A 19,873-nucleotide genomic window follows, 5' to 3' on the forward strand; every position below is an offset into this window, starting at 1 on the left:
TATTTTCTACATGATAGCTAAATCAAAAGAATACTATAATCTTATTAATTGTAGCATTAAAATACTCATTCACATTATTAACTTCATAAAAAATTACAACTAAATAATCATTCATACTATCCAATCACATCCATCATAACTCAATAAACAAAGACTTTTATTAAATCCTCAAAATAAAAAAACTTCCAAAATTATCCTTATAAAAATTATTACATCAAATTTAAACGACTAATCTTTCCTATTGCTTTTCCCCACAAGATTCGCTATATTAAAGATAAGTTTTAGGTTTACCTAAAAATATTTTCCAGAAAAAGGAGGCATCTATTTAGATGACACCAAATAAAGAAGACTATTTAAAAATGATCTTTGAACTAAATGGCACTTATAAAAAAGTTAGTAATAAAGAAATTGTTTCAGGACTAAAAGTTTCCGCAGCATCGGTTAGTGAAATGATGACAAAGCTTGTAAAAGGTGGCTATATTACCTATACCCCTTATCAAGGCGTTCAATTAACCGAAACAGGCATCGCTGAAGCTTCTATTCTCATTCGCAAGCATCGTCTTTGGGAAGTATTTCTAGTAGAAAAATTAGGCTACTCTTGGAGCGAAGTCCATGAAGAGGCTGAGTTGCTTGAACATGTTACTTCAAGTACTTTAAGTGAACGCTTAGATGCATTTCTAGGCTTTCCTGAAAAATGTCCTCATGGAGATATGATTCCAAAAGGGACAGTAGTTGTGGATGAAACAGTGACCTACCCCTTATCTGCATTAGAAGTTGGTCAGAAAGCATGTCTCTATAAAGTCATGGATGAAAAAGAATTGCTGGATTATTTAATTGAACTAGATATGCATATTGGCGAAAGCTTTACCTTACTTTCAATTGGCTCATACGAAGGGCCGATTAAAATCCAAAAAGAGAACTGTGAAATCGTGCATATTAGTCAGAAAGCAGCGCAGCATTTATTTGTTGAACGATTAGCATAAGGAGTGAGGTCTTTCATGAAAAAAATAAGGTTAATAGCAGCCGTTTTGATGTTGTCCTTGCTAGCGATTGGTTGTAGTGGAAAAACTGCTGACTCACAGGATCATGACAAAATAAATATCGTGACGACAACGACTATGCTGACCGATTTGGTACAAACCATTGGTGGCGAACATGTTTCTGTCAAAGGGTTAATGGGAACAGGTGTCGATCCTCACTTATATCAAGCCAGCGCAGGGGATGTCATCAAAATGCAAGAAGCGGATATGGTGGTTTACACTGGTTTACATTTAGAGGGTAAAATGGGAGATGTTTTTGCTTCCTTAGATAAGGTTGGAAAAGATGTTATTGCGATTGAAAATGGCTTAGATGAATCCAGATTAATTGTATCAGATGATGATGGTGTCAGCTATGACCCACATATTTGGTTTGATGTGGCGAATTGGAAAGCTGCTGCAAAAGAAGTGACAAAAGGACTGATTGCAAAAGATCCTACTAATGAAGCGGACTATCAACAGCATTTAACAGACTATTTAGTTGAATTAGATGAATTAGAAATTTATATTGAAAAACGTGTTGCTGAATTATCCGAGGATCAAAGGATTCTAGTAACGGCTCATGATGCCTTTGAATACTTTGGACAAGCCTATGATTTTAAAGTAGTAGGTATCCAAGGCATTAGCACAGTTTCAGAAGCAGGGACAGGTGATGTCAGTGAAATGGCCAATTTTATTGTGAAACATCATGTCAAAGCAATCTTTGTAGAATCCTCTGTCTCACCAAAAACCATTCAAGCCTTACAAGCTGCTGTTAAGGCAAAAGGTGCAGCGATTGAAATTGGTGGCGAGCTTTACTCTGATTCATTAGGAGATAAGCAATCTGGGGATGAAACCTATATTAAAACATTCAAAAAAAATGTCGATATTATTGTCGATTCATTGAAATAAGGAGGAATTGGGTTGAAGAAAGAGAATCCAGTTGTTACAATCAAGCATTTAACAGTCGCATATGACTTACAGCCAGTCTTATGGAATGTCAACTTAGCGATTCCACGAGGCCACTTAATGGCTATTGTGGGACCAAATGGTGCAGGAAAATCCACTTTAATTAAAGCGATTATGGAGCTATTAAAACCAGTAGCAGGAGAGATTACTTTTGACTTAGGTGAGCACTTATCTAAAAAAGAAGAGCGCAACTTAATTGGTTATGTACCTCAAAACGGAAGTGTCGACTGGGATTTTCCAGCAACCGTTTTAGATGTGGTTTTAATGGGGCGATATGGGCACCTTGGTTGGATGAAGCGACCAAAAGAGGCGGACTATGCTTTATCTAGAGAAATGTTAAAACGTGTGGGCATGGAAACCTATGAAAATCGTCAAATTAGTCAATTATCTGGTGGACAAAAACAGCGGGTATTCTTAGCCCGTGCCTTGGTTCAACAGCCAGACATTTACTTTATGGATGAACCTTTTCAAGGAGTAGATGCGCAAACGGAAAAAACAATTGTGGCTTTGTTAAAGGATTTAAAAAAAGCTGGAAAAACGGTTGTGGTGGTCCATCATGATTTACAAACCGTCCCCACTTATTTTGATGATGTGACACTTATTAATCGTGAAGTGATTGAAAGCGGTCCAGTAGAAACTATTTTTACAGAAGAAAATTTAGCAAAAACTTATCAAAAAGAAGCAAATGAAGTAAGAGAGGAGCTGGTTGAATGAGCTCATTGATTCAGCTGTTTTCTGATTATACCTTGCAAATTGTGGCACTAGGATCTGGTGTATTAGGTTTACTAAGTGGCGTGATTGGGAGTTTTGCTGTTTTAAGAAAACAAAGCTTGTTAGGCGATGCGATTTCTCATGCTGCCTTGCCAGGAATCTGTTTAGCTTTTATGCTAACAGGCATTAAAAGTTCAGAAGTCTTATTGCTAGGTGCCTTGATTTCTGGCTTAATTGGGACATTTTTTATTATTAAAATTGTCAATTATTCTAACATTAAGTATGATAACGCATTAGCTTTTATTTTATCGATTTTCTTTGGTTTAGGTCTGGTTTTGCTGACATATATTCAAAAACTACCGAATGCGAACCAAGCAGGCTTAAAAAACTTTATCTTTGGGCAATCCTCCGCACTCTTAATTCAAGATGTCGAATGGATGATTGGCATTGGTAGTGTGATGTTAGTGTTAGTTTTTCTTTTTTGGAAAGAATTTAAATTATTAGCCTTTGATGAAGTTTTTGCTGAAAGTATTGGTTTTTCGACACAAAAAATTAATTTGTTGCTCTCAGGAATGATTGTCTTAACCATTATCTTAGGGCTACAAACAGTTGGCGTTGTATTAATGAGTGCCTTATTAATTGGCCCTGCTGTAGCAGCTAGACAATGGACCAATCGTTTAAATATTATGGTATTTTTAGCTGCTATTTTTGGCTCAGTTTCAGGTATCGTAGGAACAGTAATCAGCTCAGTAGTCACTAAAATGCCAACAGGACCAACCATTGTTTTGGTTTTAAGTATGATCGTCTTATTTAGTTTATTATTTGCACCCGGTCGTGGGATGATTTGGACACTTTATTTAAGAAATAGACAAAAGCATTATTTAAAAGAGAAGTTAAAAACAGAGGAGGGCGCTGCATGAACAATCCAGCATTAGAAATTCAAATCATTGCCGTGATTGTTGCGGTAGCCTGCGCTTTACCTGGTGTTTTCTTAGTCTTAAGAGGAATGGCAATGATGGCAGATGCCATTACACACACAATTTTATTAGGCATTGTGATGGCTTTCTTTGTTACTGAGGATTTATCTTCTCCTTATTTAATTCTTGGGGCAGCCTTAATGGGTGTTTTTACAGTTTGGTTAACAGAATTATTACACCAAACAAAGCTCTTGGGAAAAGATGCTTCAATTGGTGTTGTTTTTCCCTTGCTTTTTAGCATTGCGATTATTCTGATTTCTCGTTATGCAGGATCGGTTCACTTAGATACAGATTCAGTGTTACTTGGCGAATTAGCATTTGCACCATTTGATCGCTTGCTTGTTTTTGGAGTAGATATTGGGGCGAAAGCCATTTATGTGATGGGGATTATCTTACTGATTGCAGTCATAGCTGTAATTGTGTTCTTCAAAGAATTACAAATTGCCACTTTTGATCCAGCTTTAGCTGCTGCTTTAGGCTTTTCACCAGTGTTGATCCATTATGGCTTAATGACAATGGTTTCAGTCACAGCAGTAGGTGCTTTTGAAGCAGTAGGCTCCATTTTAGTCGTTGCTTTTATGGTAGGCCCACCGATTACAGCCTATCTGTTAACCAATCATTTAAAGAAAATGTTGGTCATTAGTGCAGGAATTGGTGCTTTCAATGGGATTGTTGGCTTCCAATTAGCGATGCTAGCAGATGTCTCGATTGCTGGAATGATGGCAGTTGTAACTGGCTTGGTCTTTTTGCTAGTCTTTATTATCGCACCAGAAAAAGGACTATATACAGGAATGAAACGTCGTAAAATGCAGAAAAAAGAATTTGAAAAGGCATTAAAAAACCTGTTATAAGAAAATGTATCCAATACTAAATGAGGACTGATGCTTAAATGAAGGTTATGACAGTTTGTGGTAGTTTAACATTTAAAGATGAGATAATGAAAGTAGCTGTGGAAATGGAATTGAGAGGACATGTAGTATTGACTCCAATCATTCCAGCAAATCATGCCAAGGATGCTTTTTCTGAAGCAGAATTAAAGATACTTGGAAAAATGCACAAAGAGAAAATAAAGCTATCCGATGGGATATTCGTTGTCAATGTAAACAGTTATATAGGAAATAGTACAAAAAGTGAAATAGAATTTGCTAAATCATTAAATAAAGAGATTATATATTATACTGATTTAATAGAAGAACATTTAATCTAATAGTAGCAAAAATCCATATCAAAAATTGATATGGATTTTTGCTGTTTTTTGAAAAGTATTCACTGCTATCATTAGTCGTGTACACGATTTAATCATGCATTCCAATGATATTCATCCGTCACGATAATCTGATGTTTTTTCAATAAAGCAGCAGTTAATCCATTACCAATTATTTTATGCCCAGAAAAAGTCCCATCATATACCATCTCACTCCCACAAGAAGGACTATTCGCTTTTAAAATCACTGTTTTAATCCCATGCTTTTTAAGGGCTGCTAAAGTAGCCAGCGCACCATTTTTAAATGCTTCTGTCACATCTTTACCTGAAATTGTCAGCACTTTAGCTGAACCATTCCACACATCCTCAGCAGAACCGCCCACAATCTCAGCAGGCTCACGAGGTGTCGCAAGACCTCCAAGCACTTCTGGACAAAAAGCGACTGCTTGTTCATTTTGAATCAATCTTTTTATTTCTTCAACCGTATTTGCTTGTCCATCATACCGACAAGGACATCCCGCCAAACAGGCACTAACACCAATCATGATAATCTCCTCATTTTCGTTTTAGCTTTTCTTTGAATCATTATAACAAAAATAATGAAGAAAGTAGCAGAAATCGTGAAAAAAGCTACAAATCGTGATTTTTTTTTAAGATTCTCACTTTTTTTATTATTTTTTAAGCTTTAATCGTTGACAAAGCCTAAGATATTTGTTAATTTATGAGTATGTTAGCACTCGATGTTGTTAAGTGCTAAAAGGGGTGATCAGATGTTAACAGAAAGACAAGTATTGATTCTAGAATCAATCATTCGGTTCTATACTGAAACAGGACATCCTGTTGGGTCTAAGACGTTGATGAATGAGTTAAGCCTGCCTTTTAGTTCTGCTACGATTCGAAATGAAATGAGCCGACTTGAGGAGTTAGGTTTTATTGAAAAGACCCATTCTTCATCAGGCCGTATTCCTTCAGTGAAAGGCTATCGTTTCTATGTAGACTATTTGATTTCACCTGAGCAGTTGCCTGCCCAGGAGGTTGCAAAAATTCGTTCAGCATTTGGACCTAGATACCATGAGCTAGACGAAATTGTGTCGCAATCAGCGAATATTTTATCAGAGCTAACAAACTACACAGCGATTCTTTTAGGACCGAAAATGCAAGAGAATAAGTTAACTGGCTTTAGATTAGTACCATTAAGTGAACATCAAGCGATGGCCATTTTGGTCACCGATCAAGCCCATGTTGAAAATCGGACATTTACGATTCCACCTGGGATGAAGCTAGCAGATTTAGAAACCATTGTGAAAATCTTTAATGACCAATTGATTGGCTTACCATTAACTGAGGTTTTCAAGAAAATCAATGTCGAAATACCACAAATTTTAGCACGACATCTCCATACCGATTCAGATCTTTTTGTTGATGTGTTTGGCAATATTATCACACATACAATAAGAGAACGATTTTATGTCGGTGGCAAAATGAACCTGTTAAACTTTTCAGAATTTCAAGATATCGAAAAGTTTAAATCCATTTATTCACTAATGGATGAAGGAAACAATTTAAGAACATTGATTTCAAGAAAGTCTGATGGGATTCATGTGAAAATTGGACAAGAATTAAACAATGACCTATTTTCTGACTTTAGTTTAATCACTGCAACCTATCAAGTTGTGGGACATGGTGAAGGAATGATTGCACTACTTGGTCCGACCAGTATGCCTTATTCCAAAATGCTAGGACTAGTAGATACATTTAGAAATGAGCTAGCGGATAAAGTGAGCGATTACTATCGCTTCTTAGAAGAATAGCAACATAAGGAGGAAACGCTTGTGTCAAAGAAAAAAACACATGAAGAAACACAAAATGAAGAAGAAGTAGTAGCAGAAATCCAACCTGAGGCTGATGTAGAAACAGCAGAAGAAGTGGACAATAAAGAAGAAGCTACTAAAAAAACAGAATTGGAAGTTGCACAAGAAGCACTTGCTGCCTCAGAAGAACGTTATCTTCGTTTACAAGCTGATGTTGCGAATATTCGTAAACGTACCCAGCAAGATAGAGAAGATGCTGCAAAGTATCGTTCTCAAACACTAGCGATGGAATTACTTCCAGTGCTAGATAACCTAGAGCGTGCTTTAGCCATTGAAGTCAGTGATGAAGCGGGTGAAAGCCTTAAAAAAGGGATTGAAATGACCTTAGAAAGCTTCTTAGCAGCACTTAAAAAAGAAGGCATTGAAGAAATTCCTTCATTAGGAGAAGTTTTTGATCCTAATTTGCATCAGGCCGTTCAAACACAGCCTGCAACTGAAGATCAAGCAAAAGACACAGTTGTCTCAGTATTCCAAAAAGGGTATACGATTAAAGACCGTGTGTTACGCCATGCAATGGTTGTCGTCGCACAATAAAAAAAGATGTCTCTGCAAACTCTGTTTGCATTAAAAAAAATAAACTAAAAAAGAGGTAATGTAAAATGAGTAAAATTATCGGAATTGACTTAGGAACAACAAACTCAGCAGTAGCAGTATTAGAAGGTGGGGAAGCAAAAATTATCCCTAACCGTGCTGATGATAGCAATACAACACCATCAGTTGTGGCATTTAAAGATGGTGAACGTCAAGTCGGGAAAATTGCAAAAAACCAAGCAGTAACAAACCCTAACACAATCAGTTCAGTTAAACGTCATATTGGCGAAACTGGCTATAAAGTAAATGTTGAAGGAAAAGACTACACACCACAAGAAATTTCAGCGATTATCTTACAATATCTAAAAGGATATGCTGAAGATTATTTAGGCGAAACTGTATCAAAAGCAGTGATTACAGTTCCAGCTTACTTTAATGATGCACAACGTCAAGCAACAAAAGACGCTGGTAAAATTGCAGGATTAGAAGTAGAACGTATCATTAACGAACCAACTGCAGCAGCATTAGCTTATGGGATGGATAAAACAGATCAAGATGAAAAAATCTTAGTATTTGACCTTGGTGGTGGTACATTTGACGTATCAATCCTTGAATTAGGTGATGGCGTATTTGATGTATTAGCAACAGCAGGAGATAACCACTTAGGTGGAGATGACTTCGATAATAAAATTGTAGATTATATGGTTTCTGAATTCAAAAAACAAAATGCCATTGATTTATCACAAGATAAAATGGCTTTACAACGTTTGAAAGATGCAGCAGAAGATGCTAAAAAAACACTTTCAGGTGCAGCTTCAGCAAACATTAACTTACCATTTATTACAGCAGGTCCTGCAGGTCCAATTCACTTCCAAATGGACTTAACAAAAGCTAAATTTGATGAAATCACATCAGACTTAGTAGAGCGTACAAAAATTCCAGTTCGCCAAGCATTAAAAGACGCTGGTTTATCACAATCTGATATTGACCAAGTCATCCTAGTTGGTGGATCAACACGTATTCCAGCAGTTGTTGAAGCAGTACGTAAAGAAACTGGTAAAGAACCTAATAAATCAGTAAACCCAGATGAAGTAGTTGCAATGGGTGCTGCAATCCAAGGTGGCGTTATCACAGGTGATGTGAAAGATATCGTTTTACTTGATGTCACACCATTATCACTTGGTATTGAAACAATGGGTGGCGTATTTACACAATTAATTGAACGTAATACAACAATCCCAACAACTAAATCACAAGTCTTCTCAACAGCAGCTGATAACCAACCAGCAGTTGATGTACACGTCTTACAAGGTGAACGTCCAATGGCAGCAGATAACAAAACTTTAGGTCGTTTCCAATTAACAGATATTCCAGCAGCACCACGTGGTGTTCCTCAAATCGAAGTATCATTTGATATTGATAAAAATGGTATCGTAAATGTTCGTGCAAAAGATTTAGGCACAAACAAAGAACAAACCATTACCATTAAATCATCTTCAGGTTTATCTGATGAAGAAATCGAACGCATGGTAAAAGATGCTGAAGCAAATGCGGATGCCGATAAAGCACGTAAAGAAGAAGTTGATTTACGTAATGATGTTGATCAATTATTGTTCAGCGTTGACAAAACATTAGGTGAATTAGAAGGTAAAGTGGATGCTGAAGAAGTTCAAAAAGCAGAAGCAGCGCGTGATGAATTAAAAGCAGCAGTTGAAGCTAACGACATCGAAGGCATGAAAACAAAACGTGATGCATTGAATGAAATCGTTCAAGCATTAACAGTTAAATTATATGAACAAGCTGCACAAGCGCAAGCAGAAGCAAATCCAGAGGCAGCTCAAAGCGGTGCAGATGATACTGTGGAAGCTGACTTTGAAGAAATTAACGACGACGAAAAATAAGCAACTTTTTGACGTCTTGAAAGGAGGAGCCAAAGCTGAAAATGCTTTTGGCTTTTTCTTTCGAATATGGTATGCTTTGAAAGGTAAAGAAAACGAACATTGATGTCATAATGAGCATCTTATATGAAACAAACAGGAGGGAAATAAATGGCAAAAAGAGATTATTATGAAGTGCTTGGTGTTTCAAAAAGTGCCTCTGATGACGAAATCAAAAAAGCCTATCGTAAATTATCCAAACAGTATCATCCTGATATTAACCAAGATGCTGGAGCAGAAGATAAATTTAAAGAAATTGCAGAAGCATATGAAGTCTTAAGCGATCCACAGAAAAAAGCTGGTTATGATCAATATGGTCATGCAAGTACAGATCCAAACTTTGGCGGCGGAGGCTTCGGTGGTGGCGGCTTTGGCGGCTCATCAGGTTTTGGCGGTTTCGGTGGCGGCTTTGAAGATATCTTTGAATCATTCTTTGGTGGTGGCGGTGGTCGCTCAGCGAATCCAAATGCACCAAGACAAGGAAATGATTTACAATATACAATGAAAATGAAGTTTGAAGAAGCCATTTTTGGTAAAGAGACAACCATTAAATATAATCGTGAAGATACTTGTGGTACGTGTGGTGGCGATGGTGCAAAACCAGGAACCCATCCAGAAACCTGTCATAAATGTCATGGCTCAGGTTCTTTAAATGTTGAACGCAATACACCACTAGGTCGTGTGATGACACGTCAAACCTGTGATGTATGTCATGGAACAGGAAAAGAAATCAAAGAAAAATGTCCAACTTGTCATGGCTCAGGTCATGTTAAAGAAAGTCATAGCGTCAAAGTAACCGTGCCAGCTGGTGTAGAAGACGGCCAACAAATGCGCTTAAATGGACAAGGAGAAGCCGGAATCAATGGCGGACCACATGGTGATTTATATGTCATTTTCAGAGTAGAAGAAAGTGATCTATTTGACCGTGATGGCTCAGAAATATTCTATGAATTGCCAATTAGCTTTGTACAAGCAGCTTTAGGTGATGAAATAGAAGTCCCAACTGTTCATGGTAAAGTGAAGTTGAAGATTCCAGCAGGTACACAAACTGGGATGACTTTCCGCTTAAAAGGAAAAGGTGCACCAAGATTAAGAAGTAGTGCAATGGGCGATCAACATGTCAAAGTACAAATGATTACGCCTAAAAACTTAAGTGAAGCACAAAAAGAAAGCTTACGTAGCTTTGCGAAAGCAAGTGGCATCACTGTAACAGAACAGAGTGATGGCAATCTTTTTAACAAAGTAAAAGATGCTTTCAATAATGGTAGTAAAAAAGGTAAAAAGAAAAAATAACAGATAAAAGTGGCACCTTGTTAAATTGGATTGATAGTGTCACCTATGAACATTGGAGGAAGAAGAAAATTCTTTCTCCAATGTTTTTTATGTGTATTGAATTTTAAACCTTTCAAACTAAAAACACTATTTCAGATAAGGATTCCATGTTAAGATAGATATAGAAAAAAATGGAAGAGGCGTTGAGAAGATGAAGTGGATGGAAATAAAACTATTAACAAGTTCGATGGCGGTAGAGGCGGTCTCCAATATCTTTATTGAAGCAGGAGCAAGTGGGGTTTCAATAGAAGATAAAATGGACTTAGAGAATGTACCAGACGACGGCTTTGGCGAAATCTGGGAGATTGACCCAGCTGATTATGTAGCAGAAGGTGTGGCAATCAAAGCCTATTTTCCTGAAACCATTTTTTTACCAGAAATTTTACCCGCAATGAAACAAAGAATTTTGACCTTAACTACTTTTGGTTTAGACATTGGAAAAAATGAGTTAACTATTAGTGAAGTTTCAGAAAGTAGCTGGGCGACAGCTTGGAAAAAATATTATCATCCTGTTAAAGTTTCTCGCTTTTTAACCGTTGTACCTAGCTGGGAAGACTATACAAAAAAACATGAAGATGAGCGGATTCTTAAGCTAGATCCAGGTATGGCCTTTGGAACGGGGACACACCCAACCACAAGATTATCCTTGCAGGCCTTAGAGATGGTGCTTACAGGTGGGGAAACAGTCATTGATGTAGGAACTGGTTCAGGTGTATTAAGTATTGCTAGCAAAGCTTTAAATGCAGCACAAGTCTATGCCTATGATTTAGACGAGGTAGCTGTCAGATCAGCAAAAGAAAATATGAATCTTAATGCATTTGCACAAGATGTATCTGTAGCAGCTAATGATCTATTAAATGGGATTACATTAGAAGCAGATGTAGTGGTAGCCAATATCCTTGCTGAAATTATTTTAAAACTCATTGCAGATGCATGGCGTGTGTTAAAGCCAAATGGTTATTTTGTTACCTCAGGGATTATTGTTGATAAAAAAGCAGAGATTCTTGCTGCCTTAATTGCGCAAGGCTTTCAAATCGACCAAGTGCATCAAATGGGTGATTGGATTGCAATCATTGCTAAAAAAGTAGTGGAGGACTAACACGTGCAACGTTATTTTTTAGAAAAAGAGCTAGCAGAAAATCAGTTACAAGAAATCGTGATAACAGGAGAGCAGCATCACCATATGAATCGTGTGATGCGCATGAAAGAAGCCACACAAGTCTATTTAGTTTTTCCAAGTGGTCGCAGTATCATCGCTGAAATTATCACAATCAACCAAGAGCAAGTTTCCCTTAAGTGGATAGCAGATGAAGTTGCTGAAAAAGAACTACCTATTCAAGTGACCATTGCCAGTGGCTTACCCAAACAAGATAAACTAGAATTTGTTGTTCAAAAAATAACCGAATTAGGTGCAGCTGCCTTTATTCCTTTTCAAGGGCACTTCTCCATTACCAAATGGGACCATAAAAAAGCAACAAAAAAAATCGAGCGTCTGCAAAAAATAGCACTTGAAGCAGCCGAACAATCTCACCGTAGAAAAGTACCAACCATTTATCCTTTAGCAACTTCAATTGAAGAAATTGCTCAACAAGCAGCAGACTATGATTACTGCTTAGTTGCTTATGAAGAGTCTGCAAAAGAAAATGAACAAGCTGTGTTTGCTAAAGTGCTTCAGCAGGTTAAACCAGGAGAAAAAATCCTTGTGGTATTTGGCCCAGAAGGAGGACTTGCGCCTAAAGAAATAGAACAATTAGAGACTGCTGGGTTTCTTTTATGTGGCTTAGGCCCACGGATTTTAAGAACTGAAACAGCACCTCTTTATGTACTATCAGCCATTTCATATGTGACAGAATTAAAACAATAGAATAGAACAAATAAAATGAAGAAGAAATCGTATAAAAAAGCAGAAATTTTGACAGAAATGTGAGCAATCTAAAAAAAGTTTCAAACTATTTGCATTTTTTTACAGTTGCTTATTGACTGAAAAACTTTGTTTAGCTATAATTATGGTTGAACAATTGTTTTTAGCAATATTTTTTGTTAAAAAACAAGGTTACAATGAAAGCTCGGAGGGAGGGAATTTAATATGTCGAAAACAGTCGTTCGCAAAAACGAATCTCTTGATGATGCTCTTCGTCGTTTCAAACGTACCGTTTCAAAATCTGGTACTTTACAAGAATCACGTAAACGTGAGTTTTATGAAAAACCAAGTGTAAAACGTAAGAAAAAATCTGAGGCAGCTAGAAAACGTAAGCGTTTCTAAGCTTCAACTAGAAGGTGAAGATAATGACACTTCTAACTACACTAAATGAAGATATTAAAACAGCCATGAAAGCTAAGGATAAAGAAACTCTTTCTGTTATTCGTATGCTAAAGGCTGCTTTACAAAATGAGCAAATTAATATTGGAAAAGAATTGTCTTCTGAAGAAGAACTCACAATTTTATCCCGTGAAATGAAGCAAAGACGTGATTCTCTTGCAGAATTTTTAAATGCAGATCGTCAAGATTTGGTTGAAAAGGTTCAAGGAGAAATCGCAATTGTGGAAAAATATTTACCTGCTCAATTATCTGAAGAAGAGATTAAAGAAATAGTTTCCCAAGCAATTGCAAAAGTATCTGCATCTAGTATGAAAGATATTGGCGCTGTGATGGGTGCTGTAATGCCTCAAACAAAAGGCAAAGCAGATGGCAATCAAGTCAATAAAATTGTGAGAGAACTATTAAATTCTTAATAATAAGCACAGACCTTTTGAAAAAGAGGACTGTGCTTTTTTATTTTTTAAAATAGATGGATAATCAAAAATAAACCTTACTTAACAAACAAAAAAACGAAATTGTAGGTACATCAGAATAGCATACAAGTGTTTGATGCAGAGAAAAAATGAAATAGTAGATGTTCCTTTGATAACATCTCTTCTTTTTATAGGAAAAATATGCTATGATTTAATGGAATAAATGCACAAAAAAAGTGAAGGTCGTGGTGATTTTTTGAAACAAGAAATAACTATAGAAATGCACCTACAAGACGCAAACGAAGCAGCAGCTTTATTTGGTGCTCAAGATAAACATTTAACCTTATTAGAAGAAGCTATGTCTGTTGCTATTCGAAGTCGTGGTGATCAATTGGAAATTATTGGTGAGGAAGAACAAGTGCACAAGGTAAAACAACTGATTAGCCAATTACAACTTTTGTTACGAAAAGGGATTAAAATTAGTGCACCAGACATTGTGAGTGCGATAAAAATGTCTGAACGAGGGACTTTAGAGTATTTTGTTGATTTATATGATGAAGAAATTGCAAAAGATAAAGAAGGCAAAGCCATTCGCGTCAAAAACTTTGGGCAAAGACAATATGTGCAAGCTGTTCGTAAAAATGATATTGTTTTTGGAATTGGCCCAGCAGGAACAGGTAAAACGTTCTTAGCCGTTGTGATGGCTGTAGCCGCTTTAAAAAAAGGTGAAGTTCAAAAGATTATTTTGACTAGACCAGCAGTTGAAGCAGGTGAAAGCTTAGGCTTTTTACCAGGTGATTTAAAAGAAAAAGTCGACCCTTATTTACGACCTGTCTATGATGCACTCTATCAAGTTTTTGGTTCAGAGCATACAACAAGGCTAATGGATCGTGGAGTGATTGAAATTGCACCACTTGCTTATATGCGTGGTAGAACATTAGAAAATGCTTTTGTGATTTTAGATGAAGCACAAAACACCACCATTGCTCAAATGAAAATGTTTTTAACCAGACTAGGCTTTGGTTCAAAAATGATTGTGAATGGAGATAAAACACAAATTGATTTACAAAGAGGTGCGATGAGTGGCTTAGTCCATGCAGAACGAACCTTGCAAAATATTAAAAATATTGCTTTTGTTGAATTTGATGCAAGTGATGTTGTAAGGCATCCTGTTGTAGCAAGTATCATTGAAGCCTATGCTAATGAAGATAACATAAGTAAATCCTGATAAAAGTAAGAGGTGGAAAAATGAATCGTTTTTTAGAACGCATACAACAAAAATTAGGAAAGCTATATACTCCCATTGTGATGCTCCTCTTTTCACTTTTGCTTTTTCTTATTGCCTATCCAAGTGTTCGGCCTAAAACCTTAGATGTAGAGCTTTACCATGTTGCAAAAGAAACCATTCGCGCAACAGCAACAGTTGAGGATAAAGAGAAAACGGAGGAAGCAAGAAAACTAGCAGCGGAAGCTGTATCTCCTGTTTTCCATTATTATCCAGAATTTGTGAAGTCACAGACCTCTAAAGTCGAAGTGCTATTTGTGACAATTGATGAAATCAATACAGCATCTGAAAAGCTGTATCAAGAAAAAATCAAAGAAGCAGAAAAAAATGGTGAAACCACCATGCCGGCAAAACCGACTTCTAAAGAGAAAGCAGCAAGTCTGAAAGAAAAATTAGCAACCAATACCAACGTTGCCAGTACTTTTGGATCTAATTTACCTGACTGGAGTTTAATTCAGCTCTTTGATAGTGATGCGACAACTTTAAAAAATATCAAAGCGACAAGTATTGATATTATTAATGAAGCCATGAAGTCACAAATTTCTGAGGATGAACTAACAAAAGAAAAGCAAAAAGCTAAAGATAAATTAGATTTTAGTGATTTGTCTGTTCAAAATCAAAAAGTAGCAAACTTATTAATTGATAATGGCATTATTCCAAATAATGTATTAGATGAAGATGCCACAGAAGTTTCTCGAGCAGAAGCCAAAAATAAAGTACAACCAACAATGATTTTACAAGGTCAAGTCCTTGTTCAAGAAGGTCATATTGTGGATAATAATACGTATCGACAAATTGAATTAGTTGGTCTATTAGATAAAAAAATGTCTTATCAACCAGCTTATGGCTTGATTATTTTACTAGTGATGCAAGCGATTATTTTAGTTTTTGATACCATTCAAAAGAAACGTTCTTCGCTTAGCGAAGGTAGAGATATGACACTTTATGGTGTTTTAGTCGTTTTATCTGCTATTGTCATGAAATCACTCGAGCTGATTCAAAGCTCTGGTGCAAGCAATGTTTCGATGATTTATCCAGCAGCCATGACACCATTATTACTCACACTCTTTATTTCAAGACGATATGGTATTATTAGTAATGGCTTTTTAGCAGCTTATTCACTATTTATCTTTATGTCTGATACTGGAAGTGGCTTTGGTGTTGTGATGGCACTCTATTATGCCTTAAGTGGGATGATAGGCGCTATTGTTGCTAAAACACGTGTTAATAAACAACTTTTATTTATGGGAATCTGGTTGGCAGCCTTTAATTTAGGCTTTATGTTGATGATTAATTTTTATCAAAATACCAATTTATTAACGACAGATGTCTTATTTTTACTGATTTATGGAGTGGTTGGTGGCCTCATGTCCTTTGTAATGGCCTTAGCGATTATGCCATTTATTGACTTAGCTTTTGAACCAAATGCTGTCTTAAAAATGACAGAATTATCCAATCCAAATCAGCCTTTACTAAAAAGAATTCTAACCGAAGCACCAGGAACCTATCACCACAGTATTATGGTAGCGAATTTAAGTGCCAATGCCGTACAGGAAATTGGTGGAGATTCTGTTTTCGCAAGGGTTGCTTGCTATTATCATGATGTAGGAAAGCTGATGAATCCCATGTTCTTTGTAGAAAACTTACCAAGTGGCATGGTTTCTCCTCATGAACAGCTAACACCAGAACAAAGTCGTGATATGATTTTATCCCATGTTTCAGAAGGGGTCAGAATTTTAACTGAGGAAGGCTTACCTCAAACGATTATTGATATTTGTGCCCAACATCATGGGACAACCTTAATGCGTTTTTTCTATATTAAAGCAAAAGAGCAAAATGATGCTGTTACAGAAGAAGAATTCCGTTATCCAGGACCAAAACCTCAAACGAAAGAAGCAGTGGTCATCAATATTGCGGATAGCGCCGAAGCTGCTGCAAGAGCAATGTCACATCCAAGCTTAGAAGAAATAGAAAACTTAGTTTATGGGATTATTAAAAGTAGAGTAGCAGATGGTCAATTTAATGAATCAGATATTACATTAAAAGAGCTTGATAAAATTGCTGTTTCAATTATTAATGGTTTAAATGGTACTTTCCATTCAAGAATTAAATACCCTAAATTAGAAAAAAATAATGAGTAAAGGGATGGCAAGAAATGGAACTAGATTTATTTGATGAAACCAATCAATTATCTGAAGAACAAATTAAAATGGTGCAAACCTTATTAGATTTTGCAGGCGGACATCTTGGCTTAGCTGAGGATACAGAGATGTCTGTGACTTTTGTGAATAATGAAAGAATACAAGAAATTAATCGCACCTATCGTCATAAGGATGTTGAAACGGATGTCATTAGTTTTGCCTTAGAAGATGAAGTAGAAGGTGAGATGCAGATTTCTTATGGACTACTCGATGAGCCAATGCCTGTCAATATTGGAGATATCATTATTTCTATAGAAAAAACCGCAAGCCAAGCAAAAGAATATGGTCATTCCTTTGATCGAGAATTAGGATTTTTAGCCATTCATGGCTTCTTACATTTAAATGGCTATGATCATATGGATGAACAAGATGAGAAAAAAATGTTTGGTCTGCAGAAAGAGATATTGGATGCCTATGGACTTAAAAGATAAGCAAGTAGGGAAAAATAAAAGTTTTATCGCTTCACTGAAGCATGCATTTAGAGGCATTGTCACTGTTTTTAAAGAGGAGCGCAATATGCGTTCACATTTATTAAGTGCAGTGCTCTCATTAGTGCTGTGTTGGCTTTTTCACGTATCTACTGTAGAATGGTTTATGATTTTGTTCTGCTGCTTCCTTGTCATTATTATTGAAGTCTTAAATACAGTAGTCGAAAATATTGTTGATTTAGTAACAGGCTGTTCTTATCATCCAATTGCTAAAAAAGCCAAGGATATGGCAGCTGCCGCAGTGTTAATTGCTGCTTCGTTTTCATTACTAATTGGTTGTATCGTTTTTTTACCTAAATTAATTGAGCTATTTTAAAGGAGAAAATATGATGAAGATAGAAAAGTTGGTTGAACAGGCAATTGTTGCAAGAGAAAATGCTTATGTTCCTTATTCAAATTTTCCAGTAGGAGCAGCGCTTGTAACAGAAAATGATACAGTTTATTTAGGCTGTAATATTGAAAATGCATCATATGGATTAGCAAATTGTGCAGAACGTACAGCGATTTTTAAAGCTGTTTCAGAAGGAGAAAGACAGTTTAAATACCTAGTTGTTTCAGGAGATACAGAAGGCCCAATCTCTCCATGCGGTGCTTGTCGTCAAGTGATTGCGGAATTTTGTGCACCAGATATGCCTGTGAGACTAGTAAATCTAAAAGGAGCCTATCAAGAAACCACAGTGAGTGAGTTATTGCCAGGCGCCTTTACACCGGAGGACTTAAAAAAATATGACTAAACAACCTTTTAAATCAGGTTTTGTTGCAATTGTAGGAAGACCAAATGTTGGAAAATCAACACTATTAAATCGTGTTATTGGACAAAAAATTGCCATTATGAGTGATAAGGCCCAAACAACACGTAATAAAATTCAAGGGATTTATACAACGGATGAAGCACAAATTGTTTTCATTGATACCCCAGGAATTCATAAACCCAAGCACCGTTTAGGCGATTTTATGGTAGATTCTGCGTTGAGTAGCTTAAGAGAAGTAGATGCGATTTTATTTATGGTTAATGCAAGTGAGAAGCGAGGGCCAGGAGATAACTTTGTCATTGAGAAGCTAAAACATACCAAAACACCTGTTTTCCTTATCATTAATAAAATAGATGAAATTCACCCAGATGCGTTATTTGAAATTATTACAGATTATAGCAAAGAACTAGATTTTACTGCAGTTGTGCCAATTTCAGCCTTAAATGGAAACAATGTTGAAACTTTATTAGAACAAGTGGTGGGCTATATTCCAGAAGGTCCCAAGTTTTATCCTGATGATCAAGTAACAGATCATCCTGAGTATTTCATTGTTTCTGAATTAATCAGAGAAAAAGTCTTAAAGTTAACAAGAGAAGAAATTCCACATTCTGTAGCAGTTGTTGTAGAAAGTATGAAAAAAAATGAACATGATAAAATTCAAGTACAGGCGACCATTATTGTTGAACGTTCTTCGCAGAAAGGCATTATTATTGGCAAATCTGGTAGTATGTTGAAAAAAATTGGTTCAATGGCTAGAAGAGATATTGAACTGATGCTAGGTAATAAAGTCTATTTAGAATTATGGATCAAAGTTAAAAAAGACTGGCGTGATAAACAAAGCTCTCTACAAGATTTTGGTTATCGTAAGGATGATTATTAAATTGAAGTTAAGGCGTAATGCCTTAGCTTTTTGTTATTAGGTAATAGGTAGGGCTGTTTTTGATGAATAAACCAACCTTTAAAAGCAATGATAAGTGTTTGTTTATTGCAAAACAACAATAATAATATAGTTAATTGGAGGTGAGCGGGTGGCGCAATTAGAGCAAGTTGAAGGCATCATATTATCGGTAAGAGATTATAGAGAAAGTGATCGTTTAGTAAAGATTTTTACTGCAAATGCAGGGAAAAGAATGTTCTTTGTAGCTGGAACAAGAAAACCTAGAAGCCGAATTGCCCCTGCTATCTTATCATTTACTAAAGCTACGTATATTGCTGATATCAAGAAAACAGGCCTCTGCTTTTTAAGAGATGCCAAGGAAATCCACTACTACCAGACGATTCAACAAAACATCTTTTTAAATGCTTATGCTACCTATATTTTAGGATTAGCGGATGCTGCTTTAGAGGACGGAGTTGTTGATGGCAAGCTGTATCACCGAATAGAACGTGTATTAGAACGTATGGATGATGGGGAAGATCCTGAAATTTTAGTCAATATCTTTGAAATGCAGCTGCTGCCATACTTTGGTGTTGCACCAGCAATGATGGGCTGTGCGGTCTGTAATGATACAACTGGACACTTTGATTTTTCAATGCGATATCAGGGGATTCTCTGTGAAAAACATTGGGATAAAGACCCTTATCGGATGCATGCATCTGAAAGAGCTGTCTACTTACTACGACTTTTTTCTGCAGTTGATATTGATAAAATTGGTCAGATATCAGTGAAGAAAGAAACCAAACAAGAAATAAGGAAAATTCTTGATTTGATTTATACTGAAATGGTAGGTATTCATTTAAAGAGTAAAAGTTTTATTGATAAAATGGAAAATACTAACTTTTTTAAAGAAATTTGACTGCGATCATTTTTCTTTTTTTTTATCTTTTTAAGAAACGAGTCAATCATTGATAAATAATGAAATCCTT

The 19,873-nt window shown here is 36.2% G+C and carries 22 protein-coding genes; 21 read left to right on the top strand and 1 reads right to left on the bottom strand.

Features of this window, described 5'->3' with window-relative positions; translation table 11 throughout:
• Window positions 1–329 precede the first annotated feature (329 nt).
• Genes BMW29_RS03455 through BMW29_RS03480 form a run of 6 tightly spaced genes read left to right on the top strand, consistent with a single transcriptional unit; the run spans window position 330 to window position 4,880 of the window.
• Window positions 330–983 carry a metal-dependent transcriptional regulator gene (locus tag BMW29_RS03455; protein WP_092650369.1) on the top strand — a complete coding sequence of 218 codons (654 nt, stop codon included), beginning with the start codon at window positions 330–332 and terminating at the stop codon, window positions 981–983.
• Between the two features lie 15 nt (window positions 984–998).
• Entirely contained in the window at window positions 999–1,928 is a 930-nt protein-coding gene (locus BMW29_RS03460; RefSeq protein ID WP_092650371.1) for a metal ABC transporter solute-binding protein, Zn/Mn family, read from the top strand.
• A gap of 12 nt (window positions 1,929–1,940) precedes the next feature.
• Window positions 1,941–2,699 (top strand): metal ABC transporter ATP-binding protein, encoded by a 759-nt coding sequence (locus BMW29_RS03465; RefSeq protein ID WP_218139635.1) that lies wholly within the window; start codon window positions 1,941–1,943, stop codon window positions 2,697–2,699.
• Entirely contained in the window at window positions 2,696–3,616 is a 921-nt protein-coding gene (locus BMW29_RS03470) for a metal ABC transporter permease (protein WP_092650375.1), read from the top strand. The genes BMW29_RS03465 and BMW29_RS03470 overlap by 4 nt, the downstream gene beginning before the upstream one ends.
• Window positions 3,613–4,524, top strand: a complete 912-nt coding sequence (locus BMW29_RS03475) for a metal ABC transporter permease (RefSeq protein WP_092650377.1) — start codon at window positions 3,613–3,615, stop codon at window positions 4,522–4,524. Before BMW29_RS03470 ends, BMW29_RS03475 begins: the two co-directional genes overlap by 4 nt.
• Before the next feature lie 38 nt (window positions 4,525–4,562).
• A complete protein-coding gene (locus tag BMW29_RS03480; RefSeq protein WP_092650379.1) occupies window positions 4,563–4,880 on the top strand; it encodes a hypothetical protein in 318 nt (105 codons plus the stop codon).
• A gap of 92 nt (window positions 4,881–4,972) precedes the next feature.
• On the opposite strand, the gene BMW29_RS03485 is transcribed toward BMW29_RS03480, so the two are convergent.
• Entirely contained in the window at window positions 4,973–5,422 is a 450-nt protein-coding gene (locus BMW29_RS03485) for a 2-thiouracil desulfurase family protein (RefSeq protein WP_177165663.1), read from the bottom strand.
• Between the two features lie 225 nt (window positions 5,423–5,647).
• Here BMW29_RS03485 and hrcA point away from each other — a divergent pair, with 225 nt between their 5' ends.
• The 15 genes from hrcA to recO all read left to right on the top strand — a co-directional run bounded on the left by hrcA (window position 5,648) and on the right by recO (window position 19,803).
• Entirely contained in the window at window positions 5,648–6,688 is a 1,041-nt protein-coding gene (gene hrcA / locus BMW29_RS03490) for a heat-inducible transcriptional repressor HrcA (protein WP_092650383.1), read from the top strand.
• Window positions 6,689–6,709: 21 nt separating this feature from the next.
• A complete protein-coding gene (grpE, locus tag BMW29_RS03495; protein WP_092650385.1) occupies window positions 6,710–7,282 on the top strand; it encodes a nucleotide exchange factor GrpE in 573 nt (190 codons plus the stop codon).
• Window positions 7,283–7,347: 65 nt separating this feature from the next.
• Complete coding sequence (gene dnaK / locus BMW29_RS03500) at window positions 7,348–9,180, top strand: molecular chaperone DnaK (RefSeq protein WP_092650387.1); 1,833 nt, start codon at window positions 7,348–7,350, stop codon at window positions 9,178–9,180.
• Window positions 9,181–9,327: 147 nt separating this feature from the next.
• A complete protein-coding gene (dnaJ, locus tag BMW29_RS03505) occupies window positions 9,328–10,509 on the top strand; it encodes a molecular chaperone DnaJ (protein ID WP_092650389.1) in 1,182 nt (393 codons plus the stop codon).
• A gap of 190 nt (window positions 10,510–10,699) precedes the next feature.
• Window positions 10,700–11,647, top strand: coding sequence for a 50S ribosomal protein L11 methyltransferase (gene prmA / locus BMW29_RS03510; protein ID WP_092650391.1), 948 nt, complete (start codon window positions 10,700–10,702; stop codon window positions 11,645–11,647).
• 3 nt (window positions 11,648–11,650) lie between these two features.
• Window positions 11,651–12,412, top strand: a complete 762-nt coding sequence (locus BMW29_RS03515) for a 16S rRNA (uracil(1498)-N(3))-methyltransferase (protein ID WP_092650393.1) — start codon at window positions 11,651–11,653, stop codon at window positions 12,410–12,412.
• Between the two features lie 222 nt (window positions 12,413–12,634).
• Window positions 12,635–12,811, top strand: coding sequence for a 30S ribosomal protein S21 (rpsU, locus tag BMW29_RS03520; RefSeq protein ID WP_092650395.1), 177 nt, complete (start codon window positions 12,635–12,637; stop codon window positions 12,809–12,811).
• 23 nt (window positions 12,812–12,834) lie between these two features.
• Entirely contained in the window at window positions 12,835–13,281 is a 447-nt protein-coding gene (locus BMW29_RS03525; protein ID WP_092650397.1) for a GatB/YqeY domain-containing protein, read from the top strand.
• A gap of 280 nt (window positions 13,282–13,561) precedes the next feature.
• Window positions 13,562–14,509: a PhoH family protein gene (locus BMW29_RS03530; RefSeq protein WP_281241497.1), complete on the top strand. Its 948-nt coding sequence runs from the start codon at window positions 13,562–13,564 to the stop codon at window positions 14,507–14,509.
• 20 nt (window positions 14,510–14,529) lie between these two features.
• Entirely contained in the window at window positions 14,530–16,707 is a 2,178-nt protein-coding gene (locus tag BMW29_RS03535; protein WP_092650401.1) for an HD family phosphohydrolase, read from the top strand.
• 14 nt (window positions 16,708–16,721) lie between these two features.
• Window positions 16,722–17,198 (top strand): rRNA maturation RNase YbeY, encoded by a 477-nt coding sequence (gene ybeY / locus BMW29_RS03540; protein WP_092650403.1) that lies wholly within the window; start codon window positions 16,722–16,724, stop codon window positions 17,196–17,198.
• Entirely contained in the window at window positions 17,176–17,571 is a 396-nt protein-coding gene (locus BMW29_RS03545; protein WP_092650405.1) for a diacylglycerol kinase family protein, read from the top strand. Before ybeY ends, BMW29_RS03545 begins: the two co-directional genes overlap by 23 nt.
• Window positions 17,572–17,584: 13 nt before the next feature.
• Window positions 17,585–17,989, top strand: coding sequence for a cytidine deaminase (locus BMW29_RS03550; RefSeq protein WP_092650407.1), 405 nt, complete (start codon window positions 17,585–17,587; stop codon window positions 17,987–17,989).
• Window positions 17,982–18,887, top strand: coding sequence for a GTPase Era (gene era, locus BMW29_RS03555; protein ID WP_092650409.1), 906 nt, complete (start codon window positions 17,982–17,984; stop codon window positions 18,885–18,887). The genes BMW29_RS03550 and era overlap by 8 nt, the downstream gene beginning before the upstream one ends.
• A 148-nt stretch (window positions 18,888–19,035) precedes the next feature.
• The gene (recO, locus tag BMW29_RS03560) at window positions 19,036–19,803 is read left to right on the top strand and encodes a DNA repair protein RecO (RefSeq protein ID WP_092650411.1); all 768 of its coding nucleotides are present in this window, start codon (window positions 19,036–19,038) and stop codon (window positions 19,801–19,803) included.
• Window positions 19,804–19,873: the final 70 nt, after the last annotated feature.

Origin of the sequence: Isobaculum melis (genome assembly GCF_900111355.1) — a bacterium.
Taxonomy (GTDB): Bacteria; Bacillota; Bacilli; order Lactobacillales; family Carnobacteriaceae; genus Isobaculum; species Isobaculum melis.

Excerpts from the sequence above, each read along its gene's own strand:
- BMW29_RS03455 (WP_092650369.1), top strand. The coding sequence starts at position 330 with ATGACACCAAATAAAGAAGACTATTTAAAAATGATCTTTGAACTAAAT.
- BMW29_RS03460 (WP_092650371.1), top strand. The coding sequence starts at position 999 with ATGAAAAAAATAAGGTTAATAGCAGCCGTTTTGATGTTGTCCTTGCTA.
- BMW29_RS03470 (WP_092650375.1), top strand. The coding sequence starts at position 2,696 with ATGAGCTCATTGATTCAGCTGTTTTCTGATTATACCTTGCAAATTGTG.
- BMW29_RS03475 (WP_092650377.1), top strand. The coding sequence starts at position 3,613 with ATGAACAATCCAGCATTAGAAATTCAAATCATTGCCGTGATTGTTGCG.
- BMW29_RS03480 (WP_092650379.1), top strand. The coding sequence starts at position 4,563 with ATGAAGGTTATGACAGTTTGTGGTAGTTTAACATTTAAAGATGAGATA.
- BMW29_RS03485 (WP_177165663.1), bottom strand. The coding sequence starts at position 5,422 with ATGATTGGTGTTAGTGCCTGTTTGGCGGGATGTCCTTGTCGGTATGAT.
- hrcA (WP_092650383.1), top strand. The coding sequence starts at position 5,648 with ATGTTAACAGAAAGACAAGTATTGATTCTAGAATCAATCATTCGGTTC.
- dnaK (WP_092650387.1), top strand. The coding sequence starts at position 7,348 with ATGAGTAAAATTATCGGAATTGACTTAGGAACAACAAACTCAGCAGTA.
- dnaJ (WP_092650389.1), top strand. The coding sequence starts at position 9,328 with ATGGCAAAAAGAGATTATTATGAAGTGCTTGGTGTTTCAAAAAGTGCC.
- prmA (WP_092650391.1), top strand. The coding sequence starts at position 10,700 with ATGAAGTGGATGGAAATAAAACTATTAACAAGTTCGATGGCGGTAGAG.
- rpsU (WP_092650395.1), top strand. The coding sequence starts at position 12,635 with ATGTCGAAAACAGTCGTTCGCAAAAACGAATCTCTTGATGATGCTCTT.
- BMW29_RS03525 (WP_092650397.1), top strand. The coding sequence starts at position 12,835 with ATGACACTTCTAACTACACTAAATGAAGATATTAAAACAGCCATGAAA.
- BMW29_RS03530 (WP_281241497.1), top strand. The coding sequence starts at position 13,562 with ATGCACCTACAAGACGCAAACGAAGCAGCAGCTTTATTTGGTGCTCAA.
- BMW29_RS03535 (WP_092650401.1), top strand. The coding sequence starts at position 14,530 with ATGAATCGTTTTTTAGAACGCATACAACAAAAATTAGGAAAGCTATAT.
- ybeY (WP_092650403.1), top strand. The coding sequence starts at position 16,722 with ATGGAACTAGATTTATTTGATGAAACCAATCAATTATCTGAAGAACAA.
- BMW29_RS03545 (WP_092650405.1), top strand. The coding sequence starts at position 17,176 with ATGCCTATGGACTTAAAAGATAAGCAAGTAGGGAAAAATAAAAGTTTT.
- BMW29_RS03550 (WP_092650407.1), top strand. The coding sequence starts at position 17,585 with ATGAAGATAGAAAAGTTGGTTGAACAGGCAATTGTTGCAAGAGAAAAT.
- era (WP_092650409.1), top strand. The coding sequence starts at position 17,982 with ATGACTAAACAACCTTTTAAATCAGGTTTTGTTGCAATTGTAGGAAGA.